Consider the following 18,175-nt stretch of genomic DNA (forward strand, 5'->3'; position numbering starts at 1 on the left):
GGAAGGCCTTCGCTTGACCCCGTACCAGATCTTCGAGATCGTCTCGATGGCGCTGCTCGTCGCCATCCTGATCTTCGACCTGCTCATCGTCGTCAAGCGGCCGCACGTGCCCTCGATGAAGGAGGCGACCGCGTGGGTCGGCCTCTACGTCGGCCTCGCGCTCGTCTTCGCCGGCGTGCTCTTCGTGTCGGGCGAGCAGCAGAAGGCCGGCGAGTTCGTCACCGGCTGGCTGCTCGAGTACTCGCTGTCGATCGACAACCTCTTCGTCTTCATCATCATCCTGAGCCGCTTCGCGGTGCCGAAGGAGATGCAGCAGCGGGTGCTGATGATCGGCATCCTGATCGCGATCGTGCTGCGCGGCATCTTCATCGTGGTCGGCGTGCAGCTCATCGAGTCGTTCTCGTGGCTGTTCTACATCTTCGGCGCCTACCTCGTGTACGTCGCATGGCAGCAGGCCTTCGGCCACGACGACGACGCGGGCGAGAAGGACAACTTCGCCGTGCGGATGCTGAAGAAGCGGGTGAACGTCACCGACACCTGGAACGGTGGCAAGATCCGCCTCCGCTCGGAGGGCGTCACGTACTTCACGCCCTTCCTGCTGGTGATCATCGCGCTCGGCACGACCGACCTGCTGTTCGCGATCGACTCGATCCCCGCGATCTTCTCCGTCACGACCGATCCGTTCCTGGTCTTCGCGTGCAACATCTTCGCGCTCATGGGCCTCCGCCAGCTGTACTTCCTGCTGGGCGGCCTGCTCGACCGGCTCGTGTACCTGCACTACGGCATCGCCGCGATCCTCGGCTTCATCGGCGTCAAGCTCGTGTTCCACGCCATGGAGAAGAACGACCTGCCGTTCATCAACGGCGGCGAGCCGATCACCTGGGTGCCCCACATCGAGACGTGGCACTCGCTCGTGGTCATCCTCGCCTCGATGATCATCGCGACCGTCGCATCGCTCATCAAGCTGCGCATCGACGCGAAGCAGACCGGTGACGCGTCGCTGCACATCGGCCCGTCCGAGGCCGAGCTGGGCGCCGACGGGCACTACCACATCGTCGACGCGACCGGCACGACGTTCTACCGCCCGCTGCGCGTCGAGCACAGCGACGAGGGCACGCTCACCGTCGTCGACGCGAAGGGCAAGCAGGCGCCGGTCGCCGACTTCGCCGAGGACGTCGTCCGCGAGGCCGCTCGCGAGGACATGGACCCCGCGGACCTCGAGGAGCTCCGTCGCCGGATCCGCGAGGGCCGCGAGTTCGACGAGCGCGGCGACCGCAACGTCTGACCGCGTGACCGGGGCGACCGGCATCCTCGCGTGGCTCGCGCCGCGCGCGGTGCCGGGCGTCGAGGTCGTGCTCCCCGACGGCTATCGGCGGGCGCTGCCCGGCCCGCGCATCGCGACGGCGGCCGTCGCCGGCGATGTCGCGACGACCGCGGACCCCGACCTCGCGCGCGTGTTCGACCTCGACCGCATCGGCGAGCGCGGTGCGGATGCTCGCGCCGAGGCGGATGCCCGCCTCACGTGGGCAGCCGCCCGGCACGACGTGCCGGCGCTCGCCACCGCGATCGCTGAGCGCCCCGCGCTCGCGCAGCCCGGCTGCGCCGACGCCCACGAGATGCTCGTGCGCGCGATCGTCGGCCAGCAGATCAGCGTGGTCGCGGCAACGCAGCAGCTCGTGCTGCTCGCCGCGCTCGGCGACCCGCTGCCCGAGGCGCTCGCCGGCGACGGCGTCGAGCGCTGCTTCCCGACCATGGCGCAGGTCGCGCAGGGCGCGGATGTGCTCCGCGGCCCAGCGGCGAAGACGGCGACGGTGCGGCGGGCCGCCGAGGCGGTCGCGGAGGGCGCGATCGACGTCGGGCCCGCGACCGACCTCGAGGCCATGCGCGCTCGACTGCTCGAGCTGAAGGGCATCGGGCCGTGGACGGTCGGCTACCTGTCGCTGCGGCTCGGCGACCCCGACGTGCTGCTGCTCGGCGACGTCGCGGTGCGGAAGGGCGCCAGGCGGCTCGGCATCGGCGACCGCGTCGCGGACCTCGCGGCGTTCGCGGCCGACTGCGCCGGGCACCGCTCCGCGCTCATGCTGCGCTGCTGGGCCGCCGCGGCCTGAGCCGGCTCAGCCTGCATCGGCTCAGCGGCGCCGCGTCGCGGTGACGACGAACTTCGCGTTGCGCGACACCTGCCGCGTCTCGCCGATCCGCTCGAGCAGCGGGCGGTAGCCGAGGTGGCTGTTCCAGACGCACCACAGCTCGCCGCCGCGCGCGAGCGCGCGGCCGGCGTCGGCGATGAGCCGCTCCGCGACGCCCGTGTGCACGGCCGCGCCGATGTGGAAGGGCGGGTTGAGCAGGATGAGCGGGGCGGATGCATCGGGCACGTCCTCGAGGCCGTCCGCCTGCCGGGCGACCACGCGGTCGGCGACGCCGTTGGCCTCGGCCGTCGCGCGCGTCGAGGCGATCGCCGCGGCGGAGGCGTCGGTCGCGAGCACCCGCGCGTGCGGCCTGGCGAGCGCGAGCGCGACGCCGATCACGCCGGTGCCGCACGCGAGGTCGACCACCTCGCGAGCATCCGGCATCGCGTCGAGGTGTGCGAGCAGCGTCTGCGCGCCGATGTCGATCGACGTGCCCGCGAAGGCGCCGCCGTGCGCGACGACCGTCAGCTCCCCGCCCGCGACTTCGTGGCGGCGGCTGCGCGGCCAGCTGATGCCCGGCCGTCGAGGACCCTGGGCGCGGAGCACGCGCGACTTGCGCCAGCCCAGCGTCGCGTGCACGCTGCGGAAGCTGCGGCCGAGCAGCGCGTTCATGCTCATCGACATGTGCTTGACGCGGCCGCCGGCGACGAGCAGCACGCGGTCGTCCGCGTGGGTCGCGACGAGCTCCGCGATCTCGTCGAGCTCATCGAGCGAGCGGGGCAGCTGCAGCAGCACGAGCCGCGCACCCTCGACGAGCGACGCGTCGAGCGGGTGGTGCGTGAAGCCGGCGACGCCGAGCTCGCGGGCGTTGGCGTCGAGCGCCCGCTCCCCCACGATCGAGTCCTGATGCACCCGCACGCGCTCGGCGCCGTCGTGCAGCGCGCCGAGGGTGAGCGCCCCGTGCCGGTCGCCGATGACGACGACGTCGGCGGGCATCCGCCCTGGCTCGACGGCCTGATCGAGGATGAGCGCGTCGCTCGCGTCGTGCGCCTGCAGCGTCGGGTCCTCGACGTCGGGCCAGCGGCGCAGGCCGGCGAAGAGCGCGTCGCGATCCGTCACCCCTCGATCCTCCCATCCCACAGGTCTCCGGGCGCCCCTGGCGGCCGTCGGCGGCTCGGAGTACGTTCGCCCGCGTGACCACGGAACAGCGGTACCGCGACCTCCCCCTCCGTTCCCTCGCCGACCGACTCGGCGGTCGCCTCCTCGCGCCGGATGACGCCGACTACGACGCCGAGCGCTCGCCGTGGAACCTCGCCGTCGACCAGCGACCAGCCGCGATCGCGCACCCGCAGGGCGTCGACGACTTGCGCGCGATCCTGGCCTTCGCGCGCGACGCCGGCGCGACCGTCGCCGTGCAGCCCAACGGGCACGGTGCCTCGAGCTCGCTCGAGGGCGCGATCCTGACCCGCACGCGCGCGTTCGACCGGGTCGAGATCGACACGGATGCGCGCACGGCCGTCATCGGCGCCGGCGTGCAGTGGGGCACGGTGATCGAGGCGCTCGCGGGCACGGGCCTTGCCGTGCCGAGCGGCACGAGCCGCGTCGTGAGCCCGTCCGGCTACCTGCTGAGCGGCGGCCACTCGTGGCTGAGCCGCTCCGCCGGGCTCGGCGCCCAGTCGCTGCGGGCCGTGTGGATGCTGCGGCCGGATGGCACGCACGAGCGTGTCGACGACGTGACCGACGCCGACACCATGTGGGCGCTGCGTGGAGCGGGCGGCACCGTCGGCATCGTCACCGAGCTCGAGGTCGACCTGCTCGAGGCGCCGACGCTCTTCGGCGGGTCACTGATGTTCTCGGCCGACGACGGGCCGGCGGTCCTGCGCGCGGTGCGCGACGCGGCGGCGGATGCGCCAGAGGGGCTCGGCGTGTTCGTCTCGACCATGCGGATGCCCGACGCGCCGTTCCTGCCCGAGGAGGTGCGCGGACGCAGCTTCACGACCGTCGACGTGCTCGCGCGCGCCGAGGCCGACCTCGCGCCGCTCGATGCGGTGCGCGCGGCTGCGACGCCCATCCGGGAGCAGCTCGGTGCGACGACGCAGGCCGCCATGGCGGCGATGTCGATGGAGCCCGAGGACCCGACGCCCAGCCGCGGCGGCTCCATCGCGCTCGAGGCGCTGCCCGACCGGGTGATCGACGAGCTGCTCGACTGGCGGGCGCTGCCGGAGCAGGCGGCGCTCGTGAGCGTCACGCTCCGCATGCTGGGCGGAGCGCTCGACGCGCCCCGGCGTCCGGGCTTCGCGACGCTCGCGGGGGCGTCGTGGCTGTCGATGGGGCTCGCGCCGATGTTCCCGGGTGCTCCGCCCGAGGCGGGCGCGGCGAGCCTCGCCGGTCTCGAGGCGCTGCTGCGCCCGCACGCGTCGGAGCGGATGGTGCCGACCTTCCTCGGCGAGGACGACACGCTCGAGCGCTGCGCGACCGACGACGACCTCGCGCGGCTGCGGGCCATCCGCGACGCCGCCGACCCCCACGGCGTGCTGCACGAGGGGCGCCTGCCTCGCTGACGCTCAGTCGGCGGCCACCAGCAGATCGGCGATGCGCCGCGCCGCCGGTCCGGAGCGCTCCGACGTGGTGCACGCCAGGCTGATGGCGACGACGTCGTTGCGCTCGATGAGCTGCTGCAGCACGGCCACGACCATGTCGAGCGACGGACCGTCCGCGACCGGGAACAGCAGGCCCGGCGCATCCTGCTCGTCCACGACATCGAGGTCGACGTGCAGCACGACGGGGCACGGCACCACGACCGGCTGCAGCGGCAGGTGACGGATGCGCGAGGCGGCGAGGAAGGCCGCCTCCGGCGGGTCGAGATCGCGGCCGTCGAGCAGCACGACGTCCGCCTCGTCGATCGGCCGCAGGCCGACGGCGTCGGGCACGGTGCGGTTGGCGCCGCCGACGAGCTGGCGGATCGGCATGCCGCCCAGGTAGCCGGAAGCGCTCGTCTCGGGTGACTGCACGTCGCCGTGCGCGTCGAGCCACACGAGCGACGGCTCGACCCCGGCCGCCTGGATGCCCGCGACGACCGCGAGCGACGCCACGCAATCGCCCGAGAGCACGATCGGCACAGTGCCGGCCCGCGCGACGTCCGCGACGGCATCCCTGAGCGCGGTCGCGATGACGGCCATCCGCTCCCACGGGCTCCCCTCGGACAGCACCGGATCAACCGTCGCGTCCGCCTGCAGCGGCCATGGTCCGGCGAGTCGCTCGTCGAGGTGGAAGGGCGACACGATCACAGTCATGCCGCGACGCTAGCGAACTGAGGCGAAGTCAGGAAGCCGGGATCTCCCGGAGGAGACCACTGACGGAGGTGCCGAGCCGCGTGAGCGCGGATCGCACCTCCGCGCGTGACGCAGCCGCGCAGATCGCCTCGCCCGAGGCGCCGGAACCGCGCTGGCCGGACGATCGAGTCGCGGAGAAGGTTGGGATGTGCTTCTCGCGCCGCCGACCTACCGTGATGCCATGAGAAGCATCATCGTCGGCGGCATCGCGGCCGCCGTGCTCACGTTCGCGCTCGCCGGTTGCGCGAGCGCCGGATCGGCGCCCGACGCGCCCGTCTCGCCCGGCGCATCCGACTCCCCGACAGCTCCCGCCGCGCCTGTCGGCACGGGCGACGACGCCCGGGAAAAGCTCGCCGACCTGCCGATGCCGAGCGCCACCGAGCCCGTGCTCGCCATCGGCACGGTGCTGGAGCAGGATGGCGCCCCCACGCTGTGCGTCGGCTTCGTCGCCGAGTCGGCGCCGCCGCAGTGCGCGGGCATGGAGCTGATCGGCTGGGACTGGGCAGCGTTCGAGCACCAGGACTCAGGCGGCGTGCGGTGGACTCAAGGCGTCGCGATCGAGGGCACGTACGACGCAGCCGCGCAGACGTTCACGGCGACCGGCGAGCCGATGAGCGCCGCTGCGATCCAGCTGCCTGCGATCGAGACGCCGCAGGGCGATCTCGACGAGGCCACGGTCTCGGCGATCCAGGACGACCTCGAGCCGCTGATGCTTGAACGACCGGACATCCTGGGCAGCTGGTCGGAGAACGGCACCCTTGTGCTGAACGTCACCTACGACGACGGCTCGGTGCAGGCGGCGCTCGATGACATCTACGGCACCGGCGTCGCGTTCGTCGTGCCGGCGCTGCGCTAGCTGCCCGGACCGCGAGGCGGTCGCGACGTACCGGTACGGGTTTGCGGGTGCTCACGGCCGCGACCCGCAGGTCAGTACGGCAATGCGAGGCGGCCGCGAGGGACCTGCACCGAACCGCGGATGCCGCGGGTCGCGACCCGCAGTTCGGTACCGCCAGTCGGCGGGCCCTACGCGGAGCCCACGGGCCCTACGCGGGCCACCGGGGCCTCATGCGTCGACGCGCTCCCGCTCGCGGGTCGTGCGCTGCCCGACGACCGCCGAGACGCCGTCCTGCCGCATCGAGACGCCGTAGAGCGCATCCGCGATCTCCATCGTGCGCTTCTGGTGCGTGATGATGATGAGCTGGCTCGCCTCGCGCAGCTGCTCGAAGACCGTCAGCAGGCGACCGAGGTTCGCGTCGTCGAGCGCGGCCTCGACCTCGTCCATGATGTAGAACGGGCTGGGCCGCGCCTTGAAGATCGCGACCATGAGCGCGACCGCGGCGAGCGAGCGCTCGCCGCCGGAGAGCAGCGAGATGCGGTCGATCTTCTTGCCCGCCGGCCGCACCGTCACCTCGATGCCCGTCTCGAGCATGTTCTCGGGGTCCGTGAGCGCGAGCGCACCGGAGCCGCCCGGGAAGAGGATCGGGAACACCTCGGTGAACGCCGCCTTCGTGTCCTCGAACGCGGCGGCGAAGATCTGCTCCATCGTCACATCGAGGTCGGCGATGATCTGCTCGAGATCCTTGCGGGTGCTCGCGAGGTCGGCGAGCTGCTCGGTGAGGAACGTGTGCCGCTGCTCGAGCGCCGCGAACTCCTCGAGCGCGAGCGGGTTGACGCGACCGAGGCGCGCGAGCTTGCGCTCCGCCTCCTGCAGCCGCGCCTGCTCCGCCTTGCGCTCCCAGCCGTCCTCGGGCGCGTGCTCGGCGACAAGGACCGCCTCCGTGAGTCCGAGCTCGCTGCCGGCGCGCTCGAGCAGGTTCGACAGGTGCAGGCGCTGCTCGTAGGCCTCCATCTCGGCGACGTGCACGTGCTCGGTGATGACCTGCAGCCGTTCGCGGAGGCTCGCCTCGTCGCGGCGCAGCCGGCCGAGCTCCTCGTTGCGGTCGCGGCGGGCGGCCTCCCGCTCGGCGAGCATCTGCCGGGCGTCCGCGACAGAGCGCTCGGCGACGCCGAGCACGGGCGGGATCGCCTCGAGCACGCGCGACGCCTGCTCCCGCTGCCGCTCGCGCAGCACGGCGCGGCGGGCCGCCTCCTCGGCGCGGGCGCGCTGGGCCTCGACGTCGCGCTCGAGCGACGCGGCGCGCGCGAGCTCGGCGCGCACGCGCTCCCTCGCCGTCTCGAGCTCGATGCGCAGGTCGGTCTCGGCGGTGCGCGCCGCCTCCAGCTCGGCGAGCATGCCCTCGCGGGCGGAGGCGTCGAGCATCGGCCGCGGCTTCGCCTCGAAGCGCTCGAGCGCGAGCGTCGCGGCCTCGACACCCTCGGCGGCTTCGCGGATGCCCTGCCTCGCCTCGCCGAGCGCTGCCTCGGCGCGCTGGTGCTCGCCCGTCGCCGACTCGAGCCGTGCGCGGGCGCGACTGCGCTGCTCGCCGCGAGCGGCGGATGCGGCGTCGTGCGCGCGCAGCTCGTCGAGCGCGGCCTGCGCATCGCGCTTCGCCTGCTGGTGGGCCTGGCGCGCGTCCTCGAGCGCGCCGGCCTCCCGCTCGATCGCAGTGGAGAGCTCGTCGAGCCGCTCGGTCGCCGCATCCCGCTCGGCGAGCAGCTCGAGCCGGGACTGCGCGTCGTCGCTGCCGCCGCGCATCAGGTACTCGCTCACATAGTCGCCGCGCCTCGTGACGATCGTGACCGGCGCATCGAGCTCGAGCGCCGCGATCGCAGGTCCCGCCTGCCGTGCCGCGTCGAGCGAATCGACGACGAACGTGAACGCGAGCACGCCGAGCACGCCTGCCGGCGCGTCGACGACCGATGGCGCGTGCACGGCGCCCGCGACCTTCGCGACCTCGGGCCGCATGGGGACGGCGTCGCCGATGACGGCCTCGATGCGGCCGAGCCCGGCTTCGTGGGCGTGCTCGATCGCAGCGGCCGCCGCCTCGCGCGAGTCGGCGAGCACGGCCTCGCCGAGCGTGCCGAGCGCCGCGGCGATCGCCGCCTCGAAGCCCTTCTTCACCTTGACGTGCTCGGCCACCAGGCCGCCGAGGCCGGGGATCCCCGCGTCGACGAGCCCGGCGGATGCGTTGGCCGTCGCGAGCGCGGCGGTGAGGGCCGACGTGCGGGCGGCGAGCGCGTCCCGCTCCCGCTCGACCGCGTGCAGCGCATCCCGCCGCTCGTCGAGGCTCGCGGAGAGGGCCGCCTGCCGGTCGTCGGCGTCGCGGTAGTGCTGGGCGAGCGACTCCGCGTCGCCCTCGGTCTGCTCGTCGCCGAGCTCCGCCGCCGCGCGCTGCGCCTCGGCGAGCCGCTGCTCGGCGTTCGCGAGGGCGGTCTCTCGCCGCGCGACCTCCGCCTCGCGGGCGGCGAGCGTCGACTGCGCGACCTCGACCTTCGAGCGGTGCGCCGCGGCCTCGAGGTCGTGGCGCGAGACGAGCGCCGCCTGCGCTGCGATCTCCTCGTCGAGCGAGTCGAGGCCCGCGCGGGCCAGCGCGGTCGCCGAGGCGGCCTTGCCGAGGCGACCCTCCGCATCCGCCACCCTGGCGCCGAGCGCTGCCGCCTCGTCGCGGGCTGCCTGCACCATGTCGGGGGTGATGAGCGGTGCGGCGTCGCCGACCTCCGGCGCCTCCTCGAGCAGCGCGAGCCGCTGCCCGGCGAGCGCGTGGAGCGACTGCAGCCGCGAGAGCTCCCGCTCCAGGGCGTGCGCCACGGTGCGCGCGCGATCGACGTCGTCGCCGACCATCGACTCCTCGATGCGGCCCGCGCGCAGCTTGGCCTGCTCGAGCTGCTCCTGCAGCACGATCCGCTCCGACTTCCGCTCCGACTCCGAGCGCGCCGCCGCGTCGAGCTGCTGCCGCAGGCCGATGACCTCGTCGGCGATGAGCCGCGCGCGGGCGTCGCGCACGGTCGCCTGGATGGTGGCGGCCTCCTTCGCGATCTCGGCCTGCTGACCGAGCGGCTTGAGCTGGCGCCGGATCTCGCCGGTGAGGTCCTGGAGCCGCGTGAGGTTCGCCTGCATGGCGTCGAGCTTGCGGAGCGTCTTCTCCTTGCGGCGGCGGTGCTTGAGGATGCCCGCGGCCTCCTCGATGTAGCCGCGGCGGTCGGCGGGCGTCGCCTGCAGCACGTTGTCGAGCTGGCCCTGGCCGACGATGACGTGCATCTCACGGCCGAGCCCCGAGTCGCTCAGCAGCTCCTGCACGTCGAGCAGCCGGCACGACTCCCCGTTGATCGCGTACTCGGAGCCGCCGTTGCGGAAGAGCGTGCGCGAGATCTGCACCTCGGCGTACTCGATCGGGAGCGCGCCGTCGCTGTTGTCGATCGTCAGCTCGACGTGCGCTCGGCCGAGCGGGCCGGTCGTGGCCGTGCCGGCGAAGATGACGTCCTCCATCTTGCCGCCGCGCAGCGTCTTCGCGCCCTGCTCCCCCATCACCCACGCGAGCGCGTCGACGACGTTCGACTTGCCGGAGCCGTTCGGGCCGACGACGCACGTGACGCCCGGCTCGAACTGGAACGTCGTGGCGCGCGCGAACGACTTGAAGCCCTTGACGGTGAGGGTCTTGAGGTGCATGCGGCTCCCGGGTCGGTGCTCAGGACACCGTAGCCGCGCGATCGCGCGTTGTGCGGGCGGCGCGCGCGGCGCTAGTCTGCAGGGCTGCCCGCCGGCACGGTGCCGGGGTGAGCGGCAGAGCCTCCATGCAGATCGACATCCGCCCCATGGCGCTCCCCGCGCATCCGGACGAGCCCGGTCCCGCCGGTGACGAGTTCCGCACCGCCTTCGCCTTCAACGAGCGCAGCAACGCCGAGCGCTACGGCGAGGGCCTCTACGTGAACACGCCGGTCGAGCTGCTCGCCTCGTTGCAGCCGAACGCCGACTACCGCATCGACCGCCTCCACGCGTGGGACGGCGATCGGCTGGTGGGGATCCTGACGCTCTACTCGAACCTGCTCGACTCGACCGACGTGGTCGAGGCGCAGCCAGAGCTCTCGAGCGACCTCGGCGCCGACGAGCAGCTCGAGCTCGCCGAGCTGCTCGCCGCTCGCGCGCACGAGGAGTCAGCACGCGCCGGTCGCTCGACCGTGATCATGGCCACGGTGGGCGCCGCCACGGGGCCAGTGACCGCCCGCAGCGGATTCGGCGGGGCCGACCCCGCGCATCCGGAGGTCGCGCCGCTCGTCGGCCGCGGCTACGCGCTCGAGCAGGTCTACCGGGTGAGCGTCGCGGAGCTCGCCGACCTCCCCGACCTCGACGACCGGCTCGCCGCCGCCGAGGCGCAGTCGGGCGGCTACGACCTCGTGCGCTGGATGGGCGACACCCCGCCGGAGCACCGCGAGGCGATGCGCACCCTCCACGAGCGCATGTCGACCGACGCGCCGGTCGGCGGCCTCGCGTGGGAGCCGGAGGTGTGGGACGACGCGCGGCTCGCGGAGTTCGAGCGCACCGCGCAGGCGGGCGGCCGGGTGCTGCTGACGGTCGCGGCGCGCGAGCGCTCCACCGGCGAGCTCGGCGGCTTCTCGGCGCTGATCCTGCCGCTCACCGGCTCGACGGCCCGTCAGCACGACACGCTCGTCACCAAGCCGCACCGCGGCCATGGCCTGGGCATGCGCATGAAGCTCGACAACCTCGTGCGGCTGCGCGAGGTGCGGCCGGAGCTCGTGCGAGTCGTGACCTGGAATGCCGAAGAGAATCGGCCCATGCTGTCGGTGAACGAGGCGACCGGGTTCCGACCGGTGGCCTACGAGGCGCAGTGGCAGTGGAAGGAGCCGCGATGACGATCGAGATCGTCGACGTGCCGGTCCCGGATGCGTGGGACGACGACAGCGAGGGCGCGCGGCTGCTGCGCACCCTCGTCGACGTGCGCAACGCGGTCGTCGCCGACGCGTGGGGCGGCGACGAGAGCCACGCGTTCACGTACCGCGAGGCGTGGGCGCAGTGGCACGCCAACGTCGGCGAGAGCGACGACCTGCGCACCATCGCGCTCCTCGACGGGGAGCCGGTCGGCCGCGGCTACGCGTCGCGCGGCCTGCTCGAGGCGACGACGATCGCCGAGATCGACGTCATGGTGCTGCCCGGCGCGCGCGGCCGCGGCGTCGGCACGGCGCTCGCCGACGACCTCATGCGGCGGATGCGCGCTCGGGGCGCGACGACGTTCCAGGCGTGGGTGGGCCACCACGCGGCCCCCGGGCCGATCATCGCGCCGCCCACGGGCTTCGGCGCCGTGCCGGCCGGCTCGCCCCAGGTGCGGCTGCTGCGGCGGCTGGGCTTCGGGCTCGAGCAGGTCGAGCGCATGAGCGAGCTCCGGCTGCGCGACGCGCGGCCGGCCCTGCGGACGCACCTCGCCGGCGCCGAGTCGCACGCGATGCCGCGCTACCGCGTCGAGACGTGGCAGGGTCGCACGCCCGACACCCGTGCGGCATCCCTCGCGGCCCTGCACGCGCGCATGTCGATCGACGCCCCCTCCGCCGCACTCGCGCACGAGCCGGAGGTCTGGGACGCCGAGCGCTTGCGCCGCTACGAGTCGAGCCAGATCGAGGGTGGCCGCAGCGTGCTGCGCGCCGTCGCGGTCGACGCATCCGACGAGCGGGTCGTGGCCTTCACGACCCTCGTCGGCTCGGGCGGCGGCGCCCCTTGGTACCAGCACGACACGCTCGTGCACGCCGAGCACCGCGGGCACCGCCTCGGCATGCTCGTGAAGGCGGCCAACCTGCTCGCCCTCGCCGAGCTCGAGCCCGAGAGCGTCGTCCGCACCTGGAACGCCGAGGAGAACCGCCCCATGCTGGCGGTGAACGAGGCGCTCGGCTTCGTCGCGATCCGCAGCGAGGGCGTCTGGCAGCGGTCGGAGGAGGGATCGTGACCGACGCAGGCACGCCCGACGCGGGCACGTCGGCCGCCGTCGAGTACATCGAGCTCGGGGCGCCCGCCGACGACTTCGACGAGCCCGCGCTCTCGCTCATCGCGCGCTACGTCGCGACCGCCAACAAGGTCACGCAGGAGTTCTGGGGCGACGACTCGCACGACACGACGGTCGACGAGATCGTCGCGAGCATGCGGCACCAGGAGGACGAGATCGTGCGCCGGTTCCTCGTCGTCGAGGACGGGCGCGACGTCGGCCGAGCGGTCGCAGCACTCAACACGGAGGAGGGCTCGTCCGTCGCCTACGTCTCGGCGTGGGTCGTACCCGAGGCGCGCGGCCGCGGGCTCGGCCGGGCGATCGCCGAGCACATCGAGCGGGTGGCGATCGAGCTCGGCGCGACGACGCTGCAGGCCTGGGCCGACCACCACGCCCCGGTCGAGGGCGATGCCGGCATCGCGCCGGCGAGCGGCCACGGCGCCGTCGCGGCAGACGCGGCCGCTCGGCTCGCGGTCGCGGCCGGCTACACGCTCGAGCAGGTCGATCGCATCTCGGAGCTCGACGTGGTCGCGGCGCGCACGACGCTCGAGCAGCACCGGGCGGATGCGCTGCGGCACGCGGGCGACGCCTACGAGGTGCGCTCGTGGTCGGGTCGCACGCCGCCGGAGCTGCGCGACGGGATGGCGGCCCTCCACGCCCGCATGGCGACCGACGTGCCGAGCGCGGGCCTCGACATCGACGACGAGCGCTGGGATGCGGCGCGGCTCGAGCGCGTGGAGCGCGAGCTCGAAGCGGCCGGGCACGACATCCTGCAGGCCGTGGCGGTGCACCGCGAGTCGGGCGAGGTGGTCGCGTTCACCGTGCTGCTCGTGCCGGATCAGGGGCGGCCGGCCATCCAGGAGGACACGCTCGTGCACGCCGAGCACCGCGGACACCGTCTGGGCATGCTCGTGAAGGCCGAGAACCTGCTGCAGCTCGGGCGACTGCACCCCGACCGCTCGCGCGTCGTCACCTGGAACGCCGAGGAGAACCGCCCGATGCTCGCGGTGAACGAGGCGCTCGGCTTCAGGCCCGTCGGCGCGGAGGGTGGCTGGCAGAAGCGGGTGTCGGGGCGGGCGGAAGGCACAGCAAGCGCTGACAGCATGGGGGCATGACCGACCCCATCGCCGCCACCGCGCCCGAGCCCACCGCATCCGTCGACGGCATCGCCGCCGAGCTGCGCGGGGCCGTCGACAGCGGGCTCACGCGGCCGCGCGCGTACCGCGAGCAGCAGCTCGACGGGCTCGTCGCGATGCTGCTCCAGCACGCGTCGCTCTGGGAGGCGGCGCTGAAGGCCGACCTCGGCAAGAGCGAGATCGAGGCGCACCTGACCGAGATCGGCTTCGTCGTCGCCGAGGCGCGCGCGGCGAAGCGGAGCCTGCGCCGCTGGATGGCGCCCACGCGCGTCGCCGCGCCGCTCGCGCTGCAGCCCGCGGCGGCGCGCTCGGTCCCCGAACCGCTCGGCGCGACGCTCATCATCGCGCCGTGGAACTACCCGCTGCACCTCGCGCTCGCGCCGCTCGTGGGCGCGATCGCCGCCGGCAACGCGGCCGTCGTGAAGCCGAGCGAGGTCGCGCCGGCCACGTCGCGGCTGCTCGCGCAGCTCGCGCCCGCGCATCTCGACCCGCGCTCGGTGCGGATCGTCGAGGGCGGTGTCGCCGAGACGACGGCGCTCCTCGAGCAGCGCTGGGACCTCATCTTCTACACCGGCAACGCCCGGGTCGCGCGGGTCGTCGCAGCGGCCGCCGCGAAGCACCTGACCCCGACCGTGCTCGAGCTGGGCGGCAAGAGCCCCGTCTACGTGCACCGCTCCGCCGACATCCCCGCGGCCGCTCGGCGCATCGCGTGGGGCAAGTGGATCAACGCGGGCCAGACGTGCGTGGCTCCCGACCACATCCGCGTCGACCGGGAGGTCGCCGACGAGCTCGTCGAGCAGCTGCGCATCGCGACCGCCGAACAGCTCGGCGACGCCCGCACCTCGCCGGACTTCGCCCGCATCATCAACGACGGGCACGTCGAGCGGCTGCGCGGGCTGCTGGGCGGCAGCACGGTCGTCACCGGCGGCGACGTCGACGCCGACACGCGCTACGTGGCCCCGACCATCCTCACCGACGTCGACGAGGCGGCACCGGTCATGCAGGAGGAGATCTTCGGCCCGATCCTGCCGGTGCTGCCGGTCGACGGCGTCGACGGCTTCATCGGCGCGATGCGCGGCCGCGACAAGCCGCTCGCCCTCTACGTGTTCGCGCGCGACCGGGATGCGGTGCGGCGCGTCGAGCGGGAGACGTCGTCGGGCGGCCTCGGCATCAACGTCGCGGTCGCGCAGGTCGGCGCGGCCGGGCTGCCGTTCGGCGGCGTCGGCGAGAGCGGATCCGGCGCGTACCACGGGCGCCACTCCTTCGAGGCGTTCAGCCACCGCAAGGCGGTGCTCTCGAAGTCGACGTCGCTCGACACGCTGCGCGTGATCTACCCGCCGTTCACCGAGCTGCGCGGCCGCATCGCGAAGCGCATCCTGGGCTGACCCGGATCACGCTCATCGAGTAGCTGCCGCAGGCAGCCTCAACCCGCTGATCGAGTAGCTGCCGCAGGCCGCGTATCGAGATCACGCCCGCTCGACGCCAGCGTATTTCGTCTCGATACGCGGCCGGCTCCGCCGGCAGCTACTCGACGAGCGGGAGGGCGGCCGGCTGCAGCCCTCCCGCTCGTCGAGTAGCTCGCGGCCGCAGGCCGCGTATCGAGATCTACCGCTTCGGCGCCACGTGCTTCGCCGCCCACCGCACGAGCGGCTGCAGGTCGTCGACCGTGTCGAAGAGCGCGTCGAGCAGGCCGGGACCGGCATCGCCCGGCTCGACGTGCCGCCGCGCGGTGAGCCACTTGTAGCGCAGCAGCTCGATACGTGGATGCTGCGGGTCGACACCGCGCGGCGCCGTCTTGAGCGCCTCACCACCCGTCTCGTAGCCCGCCTCCCGCAGCTCGGCGACGATGCCCTCCAGCTCCGTGCCGGGCGCGACCGCCTCGACGGCCGCCCGATACGCCTTCGTGAACGTCGCATCCCCGAAGAACCCGCCGCCGAGCGAGACGCCCGTCGCGTCGAGGTTCACGAACCAGCCGATGCCGGGCGCGCGCTGCGCGAAGAGCCCCTGGCGCGTCTTGTACGGGGTCTTGTCGTGGGCGAAGCGCACGTCGCGGTAGGGCCGGTAGAGCTTGACGGTGCTCGCGATCGGCTCGAGCTCCTCGGCGAGCGCCTCGAACGGCGCCCGCACCTGGGTCTCGTAGCGCTGCTTGTTCGCGAGCCACCACGGCTTCTCGTTGTTGGTCTCCAGCTCGCGGTAGAACGCGAACGCATCGTCACCGAATCCGTCGAACGCCATCCCTCGAGCCTACGACGACCGTCAGACCGCGATGCCCCGCGGCCGCCGCTGGCACCGCGGGCACCGCGTCGACGAGCGGTTCGCCCACGGTTCGCGCACCATCGTCGCGCCGCAGCGCGGGCACGGCTGCCCGCCCCGCCCGTACGCGTTCAGGCTGTGCGCGAAGTAGCCGGCCTGGCCGTTGACGTTCACGTACTGCGCGTCGAACGACGTGCCGCCCTCCGCGAGCGCGAGGTCGAGCACGTCGCGCACGTCGGCGAGCAGCGCGAGCGCCCTCGCCTGCGTGAGCCGCTCCCCCGGCGTCGCGTAGTGCAGCCTGCTGCGCCACAGCGCCTCGTCGGCGTAGATGTTGCCGATGCCAGACACGAGCGTCTGGTCGAGCAGCGCCGCCTTCACACCCTGGCGGCGCATCCGCAGCCGCCGGGCGACGGCGGATGCGTCGAAGGCCGCGTCGATCGGATCGAGCGCGATGTGCGCGGCCTGGTCAGGCACCCCGTCGACGGTCGGCCGCACGGCGAGGCCGCCGAAGAGCCGCTGGTCGGCGAAGCGCACCTCGATGGGGCCGTGCCCCGGAAGCTCCAGCAGCAGGCGGATGCGCGTGTGGCGGTCGGAGGGAGCGCCGGGCTCCCGCACGAGCACCTGACCGGACATCCCCAGATGCGCGAGCAGCGCATCCGGAGGGCGCACTCGCGCGCCGTGGGCATCCGTCTCTTCATCGAGCGGCACCCACAGGAACTTGCCGCGCCGAGCGGGCGCGCCGAGCGTGCGGCCGACGAGCGCCGCCTCGAAGTCGTCGGGCCCGCCGGCGTGGCGTGAGAGCGATCGCGCGTCGAGCACCTCGACGCGCTCGATGCGGGCGCCGGTGACGGCGGGGGCGAGGCCGGCGCGGACCACCTCGACCTCTGGCAGCTCCGGCACGTCAGCCCTGTGCGGCGCGCGTGAGCTGCTCGTGGGCGGCGAGCGCGGCGGCCATCTCGGCGACCTTCTTGCTCGTGCCCGAGCCGCTCGCGATCGCCTCGTCGTCGATGCGCACGGTCGCGGCGAAGCTGCGGGCGTGGTCCGGGCCGGTCGCCACGACCTCGTAGACGGGCGCGCCGCGTCCCTGCGCGGCGGCGACCTCCTGCAACGCCGTCTTCGGGTCGAGCGCGGCGCCGGTGCGGCCGGGGTCGTCGAGCAGCGGCCCGACGAGGCGCAGCACGAGGTCGGCGGATGCGGTGTGCCCGGCGCTCAGGAACGCGGCACCGAAGATCGCCTCCATGGTGTCGGAGAGGATCGACGCCTTGTCGGCGCCGCCCGACGCGGCCTCGCCCTTGCCCAGGCGAATGTGCTCGCCGAGCCCGATGCTCCTCGCGACCTCGGCGAGTGCGACCGACGAGACGACGCCGGCGCGGCGCTTCGCGAGTTCGCCCTCCGTCGCGTCGGGGAACCGCCGGTACAGCTCGATCGTGATCGCCTGGCCGAGGATGGAGTCGCCGAGGAACTCGAGGCGCTCGTTGTGCGGCGAACCCCCGTGCTCGTACGCCCAGGACCGGTGGGTGAGCGCCAACGACAGCAGCCCGGGGTCGATGTCGACCCCGAGCTGCTCGAGCAGTCGGTGCTCCGTCACAGGACGGAGATCAGACGTCAGCGACCTTGCGGCCCTTGTACTCCATGTACAGCGGCGTGCCGGCCGAGTCCTCGACGACCTTCGCGCGGTGCGGAAGGCTGTAGACGGTCTTGCCGCCCTCGATGGTCTTGACGAGCTTGGGCACGACGGCCTTCCACTGCGAACGGCGCGCACGGGTGTTGGACCGCGACATCTTCCTCTTGGGAACAGCCATTGCTCACTCCTTCTTGGACGCCTGAGCGTCATCGTCCGACTTGTCGTCGGTCACGTCTTGTGCGAAACCCTGGAGCGCTGCCCACCGAGGATCGATGGTCTCCGTCGGCACGTAGGCGGTGCCAGGCTCGAGCCGCTCCCCTGTCTCCGGGTCGAGCCCAGAGCAGTCCGGTCTGTCGACCGGTTGGAACGGCAGCGCCAACACGATCGCGTCCCGGACCACCGGAAAGAGGTCGACCGTTTCGTCGACCACGAGGTAGTCGGTTTCCGACGTATCAGCATACGCGAACAGCTCGAGGAAGTCGACTTCGACGTCGAGGTCGAACTCCACGAGGCAGCGCGAGCACGTGGCGAGGGCGGTGACGAAGGCCTCGCCGGTCGCGAGGATGCCCTCGTGCACGCTCTCGAGCCGCACGTCGAGATCGACGGGCTGCTCGGGCAGCACGGTCGCGAGCCCCTCGCCGACCTTGACGCCGAACGGCGCCGTCAGCTCTGCGTCGCGCATCCGGCCCGGCTTCCGCACGATGTCGCGCACGGAGATCGTGAACGGGTGGGTGGTGGCCATGCCCCCCAGTCTACGGGCCGTCGATGGGCGCCGGATCCGCCCCACGCCCGCCCCTCCCGCCGGTTGAGCCGGTCCGGGCGCGCAGCGTGCGGACCC

General features: G+C 73.4%; 16 protein-coding genes. 8 read left to right on the forward strand and 8 right to left on the reverse strand.

The genetic code is table 11. The features are described 5' to 3' along the window. The first annotated feature begins 13 nt into the window (after positions 1 to 13). Together ACLQ21_RS10830 and ACLQ21_RS10835 are read left to right on the forward strand one after the other, a co-directional pair. Positions 14 to 1,285: a TerC family protein gene (locus ACLQ21_RS10830; RefSeq protein ID WP_425663570.1), complete on the forward strand. Its 1,272-nt coding sequence runs from the start codon at positions 14 to 16 to the stop codon at positions 1,283 to 1,285. A 4-nt stretch (positions 1,286 to 1,289) separates the two neighbouring features. Continuing rightward, positions 1,290 to 2,108, forward strand: a complete 819-nt coding sequence (locus tag ACLQ21_RS10835; RefSeq protein WP_425663572.1) for a DNA-3-methyladenine glycosylase family protein — start codon at positions 1,290 to 1,292, stop codon at positions 2,106 to 2,108. Between the two features lie 21 nt (positions 2,109 to 2,129). Here ACLQ21_RS10835 and ACLQ21_RS10840 read toward each other — a convergent pair whose 3' ends face one another. Beyond that, a complete protein-coding gene (locus ACLQ21_RS10840; protein WP_425663574.1) occupies positions 2,130 to 3,245 on the reverse strand; it encodes a class I SAM-dependent methyltransferase in 1,116 nt (371 codons plus the stop codon). Between the two features lie 74 nt (positions 3,246 to 3,319). On the opposite strand from ACLQ21_RS10840, the gene ACLQ21_RS10845 reads away from it, so the two are divergent. Continuing rightward, positions 3,320 to 4,687 carry an FAD-binding oxidoreductase gene (locus tag ACLQ21_RS10845; RefSeq protein WP_425663576.1) on the forward strand — a complete coding sequence of 456 codons (1,368 nt, stop codon included), beginning with the start codon at positions 3,320 to 3,322 and terminating at the stop codon, positions 4,685 to 4,687. Positions 4,688 to 4,690: 3 nt separating this feature from the next. Here the strand turns inward: ACLQ21_RS10845 and ACLQ21_RS10850 are convergent, their stop codons facing one another. Beyond that, positions 4,691 to 5,419, reverse strand: coding sequence for an arginase family protein (locus tag ACLQ21_RS10850; RefSeq protein WP_425663578.1), 729 nt, complete (start codon positions 5,417 to 5,419; stop codon positions 4,691 to 4,693). A 220-nt stretch (positions 5,420 to 5,639) separates the two neighbouring features. Between ACLQ21_RS10850 and ACLQ21_RS10855 the strand changes: the two genes are divergently transcribed. After that, the gene (locus ACLQ21_RS10855; protein WP_425663579.1) at positions 5,640 to 6,314 is read left to right on the forward strand and encodes a hypothetical protein; all 675 of its coding nucleotides are present in this window, start codon (positions 5,640 to 5,642) and stop codon (positions 6,312 to 6,314) included. Positions 6,315 to 6,521: 207 nt separating this feature from the next. On the opposite strand, the gene smc is transcribed toward ACLQ21_RS10855, so the two are convergent. Next, complete coding sequence (gene smc / locus ACLQ21_RS10860) at positions 6,522 to 10,004, reverse strand: chromosome segregation protein SMC (RefSeq protein WP_425663581.1); 3,483 nt, start codon at positions 10,002 to 10,004, stop codon at positions 6,522 to 6,524. Positions 10,005 to 10,111: 107 nt separating this feature from the next. On the opposite strand from smc, the gene ACLQ21_RS10865 reads away from it, so the two are divergent. The 4 genes from ACLQ21_RS10865 to ACLQ21_RS10880 are packed head-to-tail and all read left to right on the forward strand — an operon-like array spanning position 10,112 to position 14,845. Continuing rightward, positions 10,112 to 11,206, forward strand: a complete 1,095-nt coding sequence (locus ACLQ21_RS10865; protein WP_425663583.1) for a hypothetical protein — start codon at positions 10,112 to 10,114, stop codon at positions 11,204 to 11,206. Then, positions 11,203 to 12,288 (forward strand): GNAT family N-acetyltransferase, encoded by a 1,086-nt coding sequence (locus tag ACLQ21_RS10870; RefSeq protein WP_425663585.1) that lies wholly within the window; start codon positions 11,203 to 11,205, stop codon positions 12,286 to 12,288. Before ACLQ21_RS10865 ends, ACLQ21_RS10870 begins: the two co-directional genes overlap by 4 nt. Then, a complete protein-coding gene (locus ACLQ21_RS10875) occupies positions 12,285 to 13,439 on the forward strand; it encodes a GNAT family N-acetyltransferase (RefSeq protein ID WP_425663587.1) in 1,155 nt (384 codons plus the stop codon). The genes ACLQ21_RS10870 and ACLQ21_RS10875 overlap by 4 nt, the downstream gene beginning before the upstream one ends. Next, complete coding sequence (locus tag ACLQ21_RS10880; protein ID WP_425663589.1) at positions 13,436 to 14,845, forward strand: aldehyde dehydrogenase family protein; 1,410 nt, start codon at positions 13,436 to 13,438, stop codon at positions 14,843 to 14,845. Before ACLQ21_RS10875 ends, ACLQ21_RS10880 begins: the two co-directional genes overlap by 4 nt. A 220-nt stretch (positions 14,846 to 15,065) precedes the next feature. Here the strand turns inward: ACLQ21_RS10880 and ACLQ21_RS10885 are convergent, their stop codons facing one another. From ACLQ21_RS10885 to ACLQ21_RS10905, 5 genes are read right to left on the reverse strand one after another with little or no spacing between them, the layout of a single operon-like run. Further along, the gene (locus tag ACLQ21_RS10885) at positions 15,066 to 15,695 is read right to left on the reverse strand and encodes a DUF2461 domain-containing protein (protein ID WP_425663591.1); all 630 of its coding nucleotides are present in this window, start codon (positions 15,693 to 15,695) and stop codon (positions 15,066 to 15,068) included. Between the two features lie 21 nt (positions 15,696 to 15,716). Beyond that, a complete protein-coding gene (mutM, locus tag ACLQ21_RS10890; protein ID WP_425663593.1) occupies positions 15,717 to 16,613 on the reverse strand; it encodes a bifunctional DNA-formamidopyrimidine glycosylase/DNA-(apurinic or apyrimidinic site) lyase in 897 nt (298 codons plus the stop codon). A gap of 1 nt (position 16,614) precedes the next feature. Beyond that, positions 16,615 to 17,301: a ribonuclease III gene (gene rnc, locus ACLQ21_RS10895; RefSeq protein ID WP_425663595.1), complete on the reverse strand. Its 687-nt coding sequence runs from the start codon at positions 17,299 to 17,301 to the stop codon at positions 16,615 to 16,617. 10 nt (positions 17,302 to 17,311) lie between these two features. Further along, on the reverse strand, positions 17,312 to 17,515 hold the full coding sequence (gene rpmF, locus ACLQ21_RS10900) for a 50S ribosomal protein L32 (RefSeq protein ID WP_123698226.1): 204 nt from the start codon (positions 17,513 to 17,515) through the stop codon (positions 17,312 to 17,314). A 3-nt stretch (positions 17,516 to 17,518) separates the two neighbouring features. Further along, positions 17,519 to 18,079: a YceD family protein gene (locus ACLQ21_RS10905; RefSeq protein ID WP_425663597.1), complete on the reverse strand. Its 561-nt coding sequence runs from the start codon at positions 18,077 to 18,079 to the stop codon at positions 17,519 to 17,521. Positions 18,080 to 18,175 lie beyond the last annotated feature (96 nt).

Source organism: Agrococcus sp. DT81.2 (assembly GCF_049844935.1).
GTDB lineage: Bacteria > Actinomycetota > Actinomycetes > Actinomycetales > Microbacteriaceae > Agrococcus.

What these genes read in the sequence shown, in the direction of transcription:
- ACLQ21_RS10850 (WP_425663578.1), bottom strand. Translation starts at nt 5,419, where the DNA reads ATGACTGTGATCGTGTCGCCCTTCCACCTCGACGAGCGACTCGCCGGA.
- ACLQ21_RS10855 (WP_425663579.1), top strand. Translation starts at nt 5,640, where the DNA reads ATGAGAAGCATCATCGTCGGCGGCATCGCGGCCGCCGTGCTCACGTTC.
- smc (WP_425663581.1), bottom strand. Translation starts at nt 10,004, where the DNA reads ATGCACCTCAAGACCCTCACCGTCAAGGGCTTCAAGTCGTTCGCGCGC.
- ACLQ21_RS10870 (WP_425663585.1), top strand. Translation starts at nt 11,203, where the DNA reads ATGACGATCGAGATCGTCGACGTGCCGGTCCCGGATGCGTGGGACGAC.
- ACLQ21_RS10880 (WP_425663589.1), top strand. Translation starts at nt 13,436, where the DNA reads ATGACCGACCCCATCGCCGCCACCGCGCCCGAGCCCACCGCATCCGTC.
- ACLQ21_RS10885 (WP_425663591.1), bottom strand. Translation starts at nt 15,695, where the DNA reads ATGGCGTTCGACGGATTCGGTGACGATGCGTTCGCGTTCTACCGCGAG.
- rpmF (WP_123698226.1), bottom strand. Translation starts at nt 17,515, where the DNA reads ATGGCTGTTCCCAAGAGGAAGATGTCGCGGTCCAACACCCGTGCGCGC.
- ACLQ21_RS10905 (WP_425663597.1), bottom strand. Translation starts at nt 18,079, where the DNA reads ATGGCCACCACCCACCCGTTCACGATCTCCGTGCGCGACATCGTGCGG.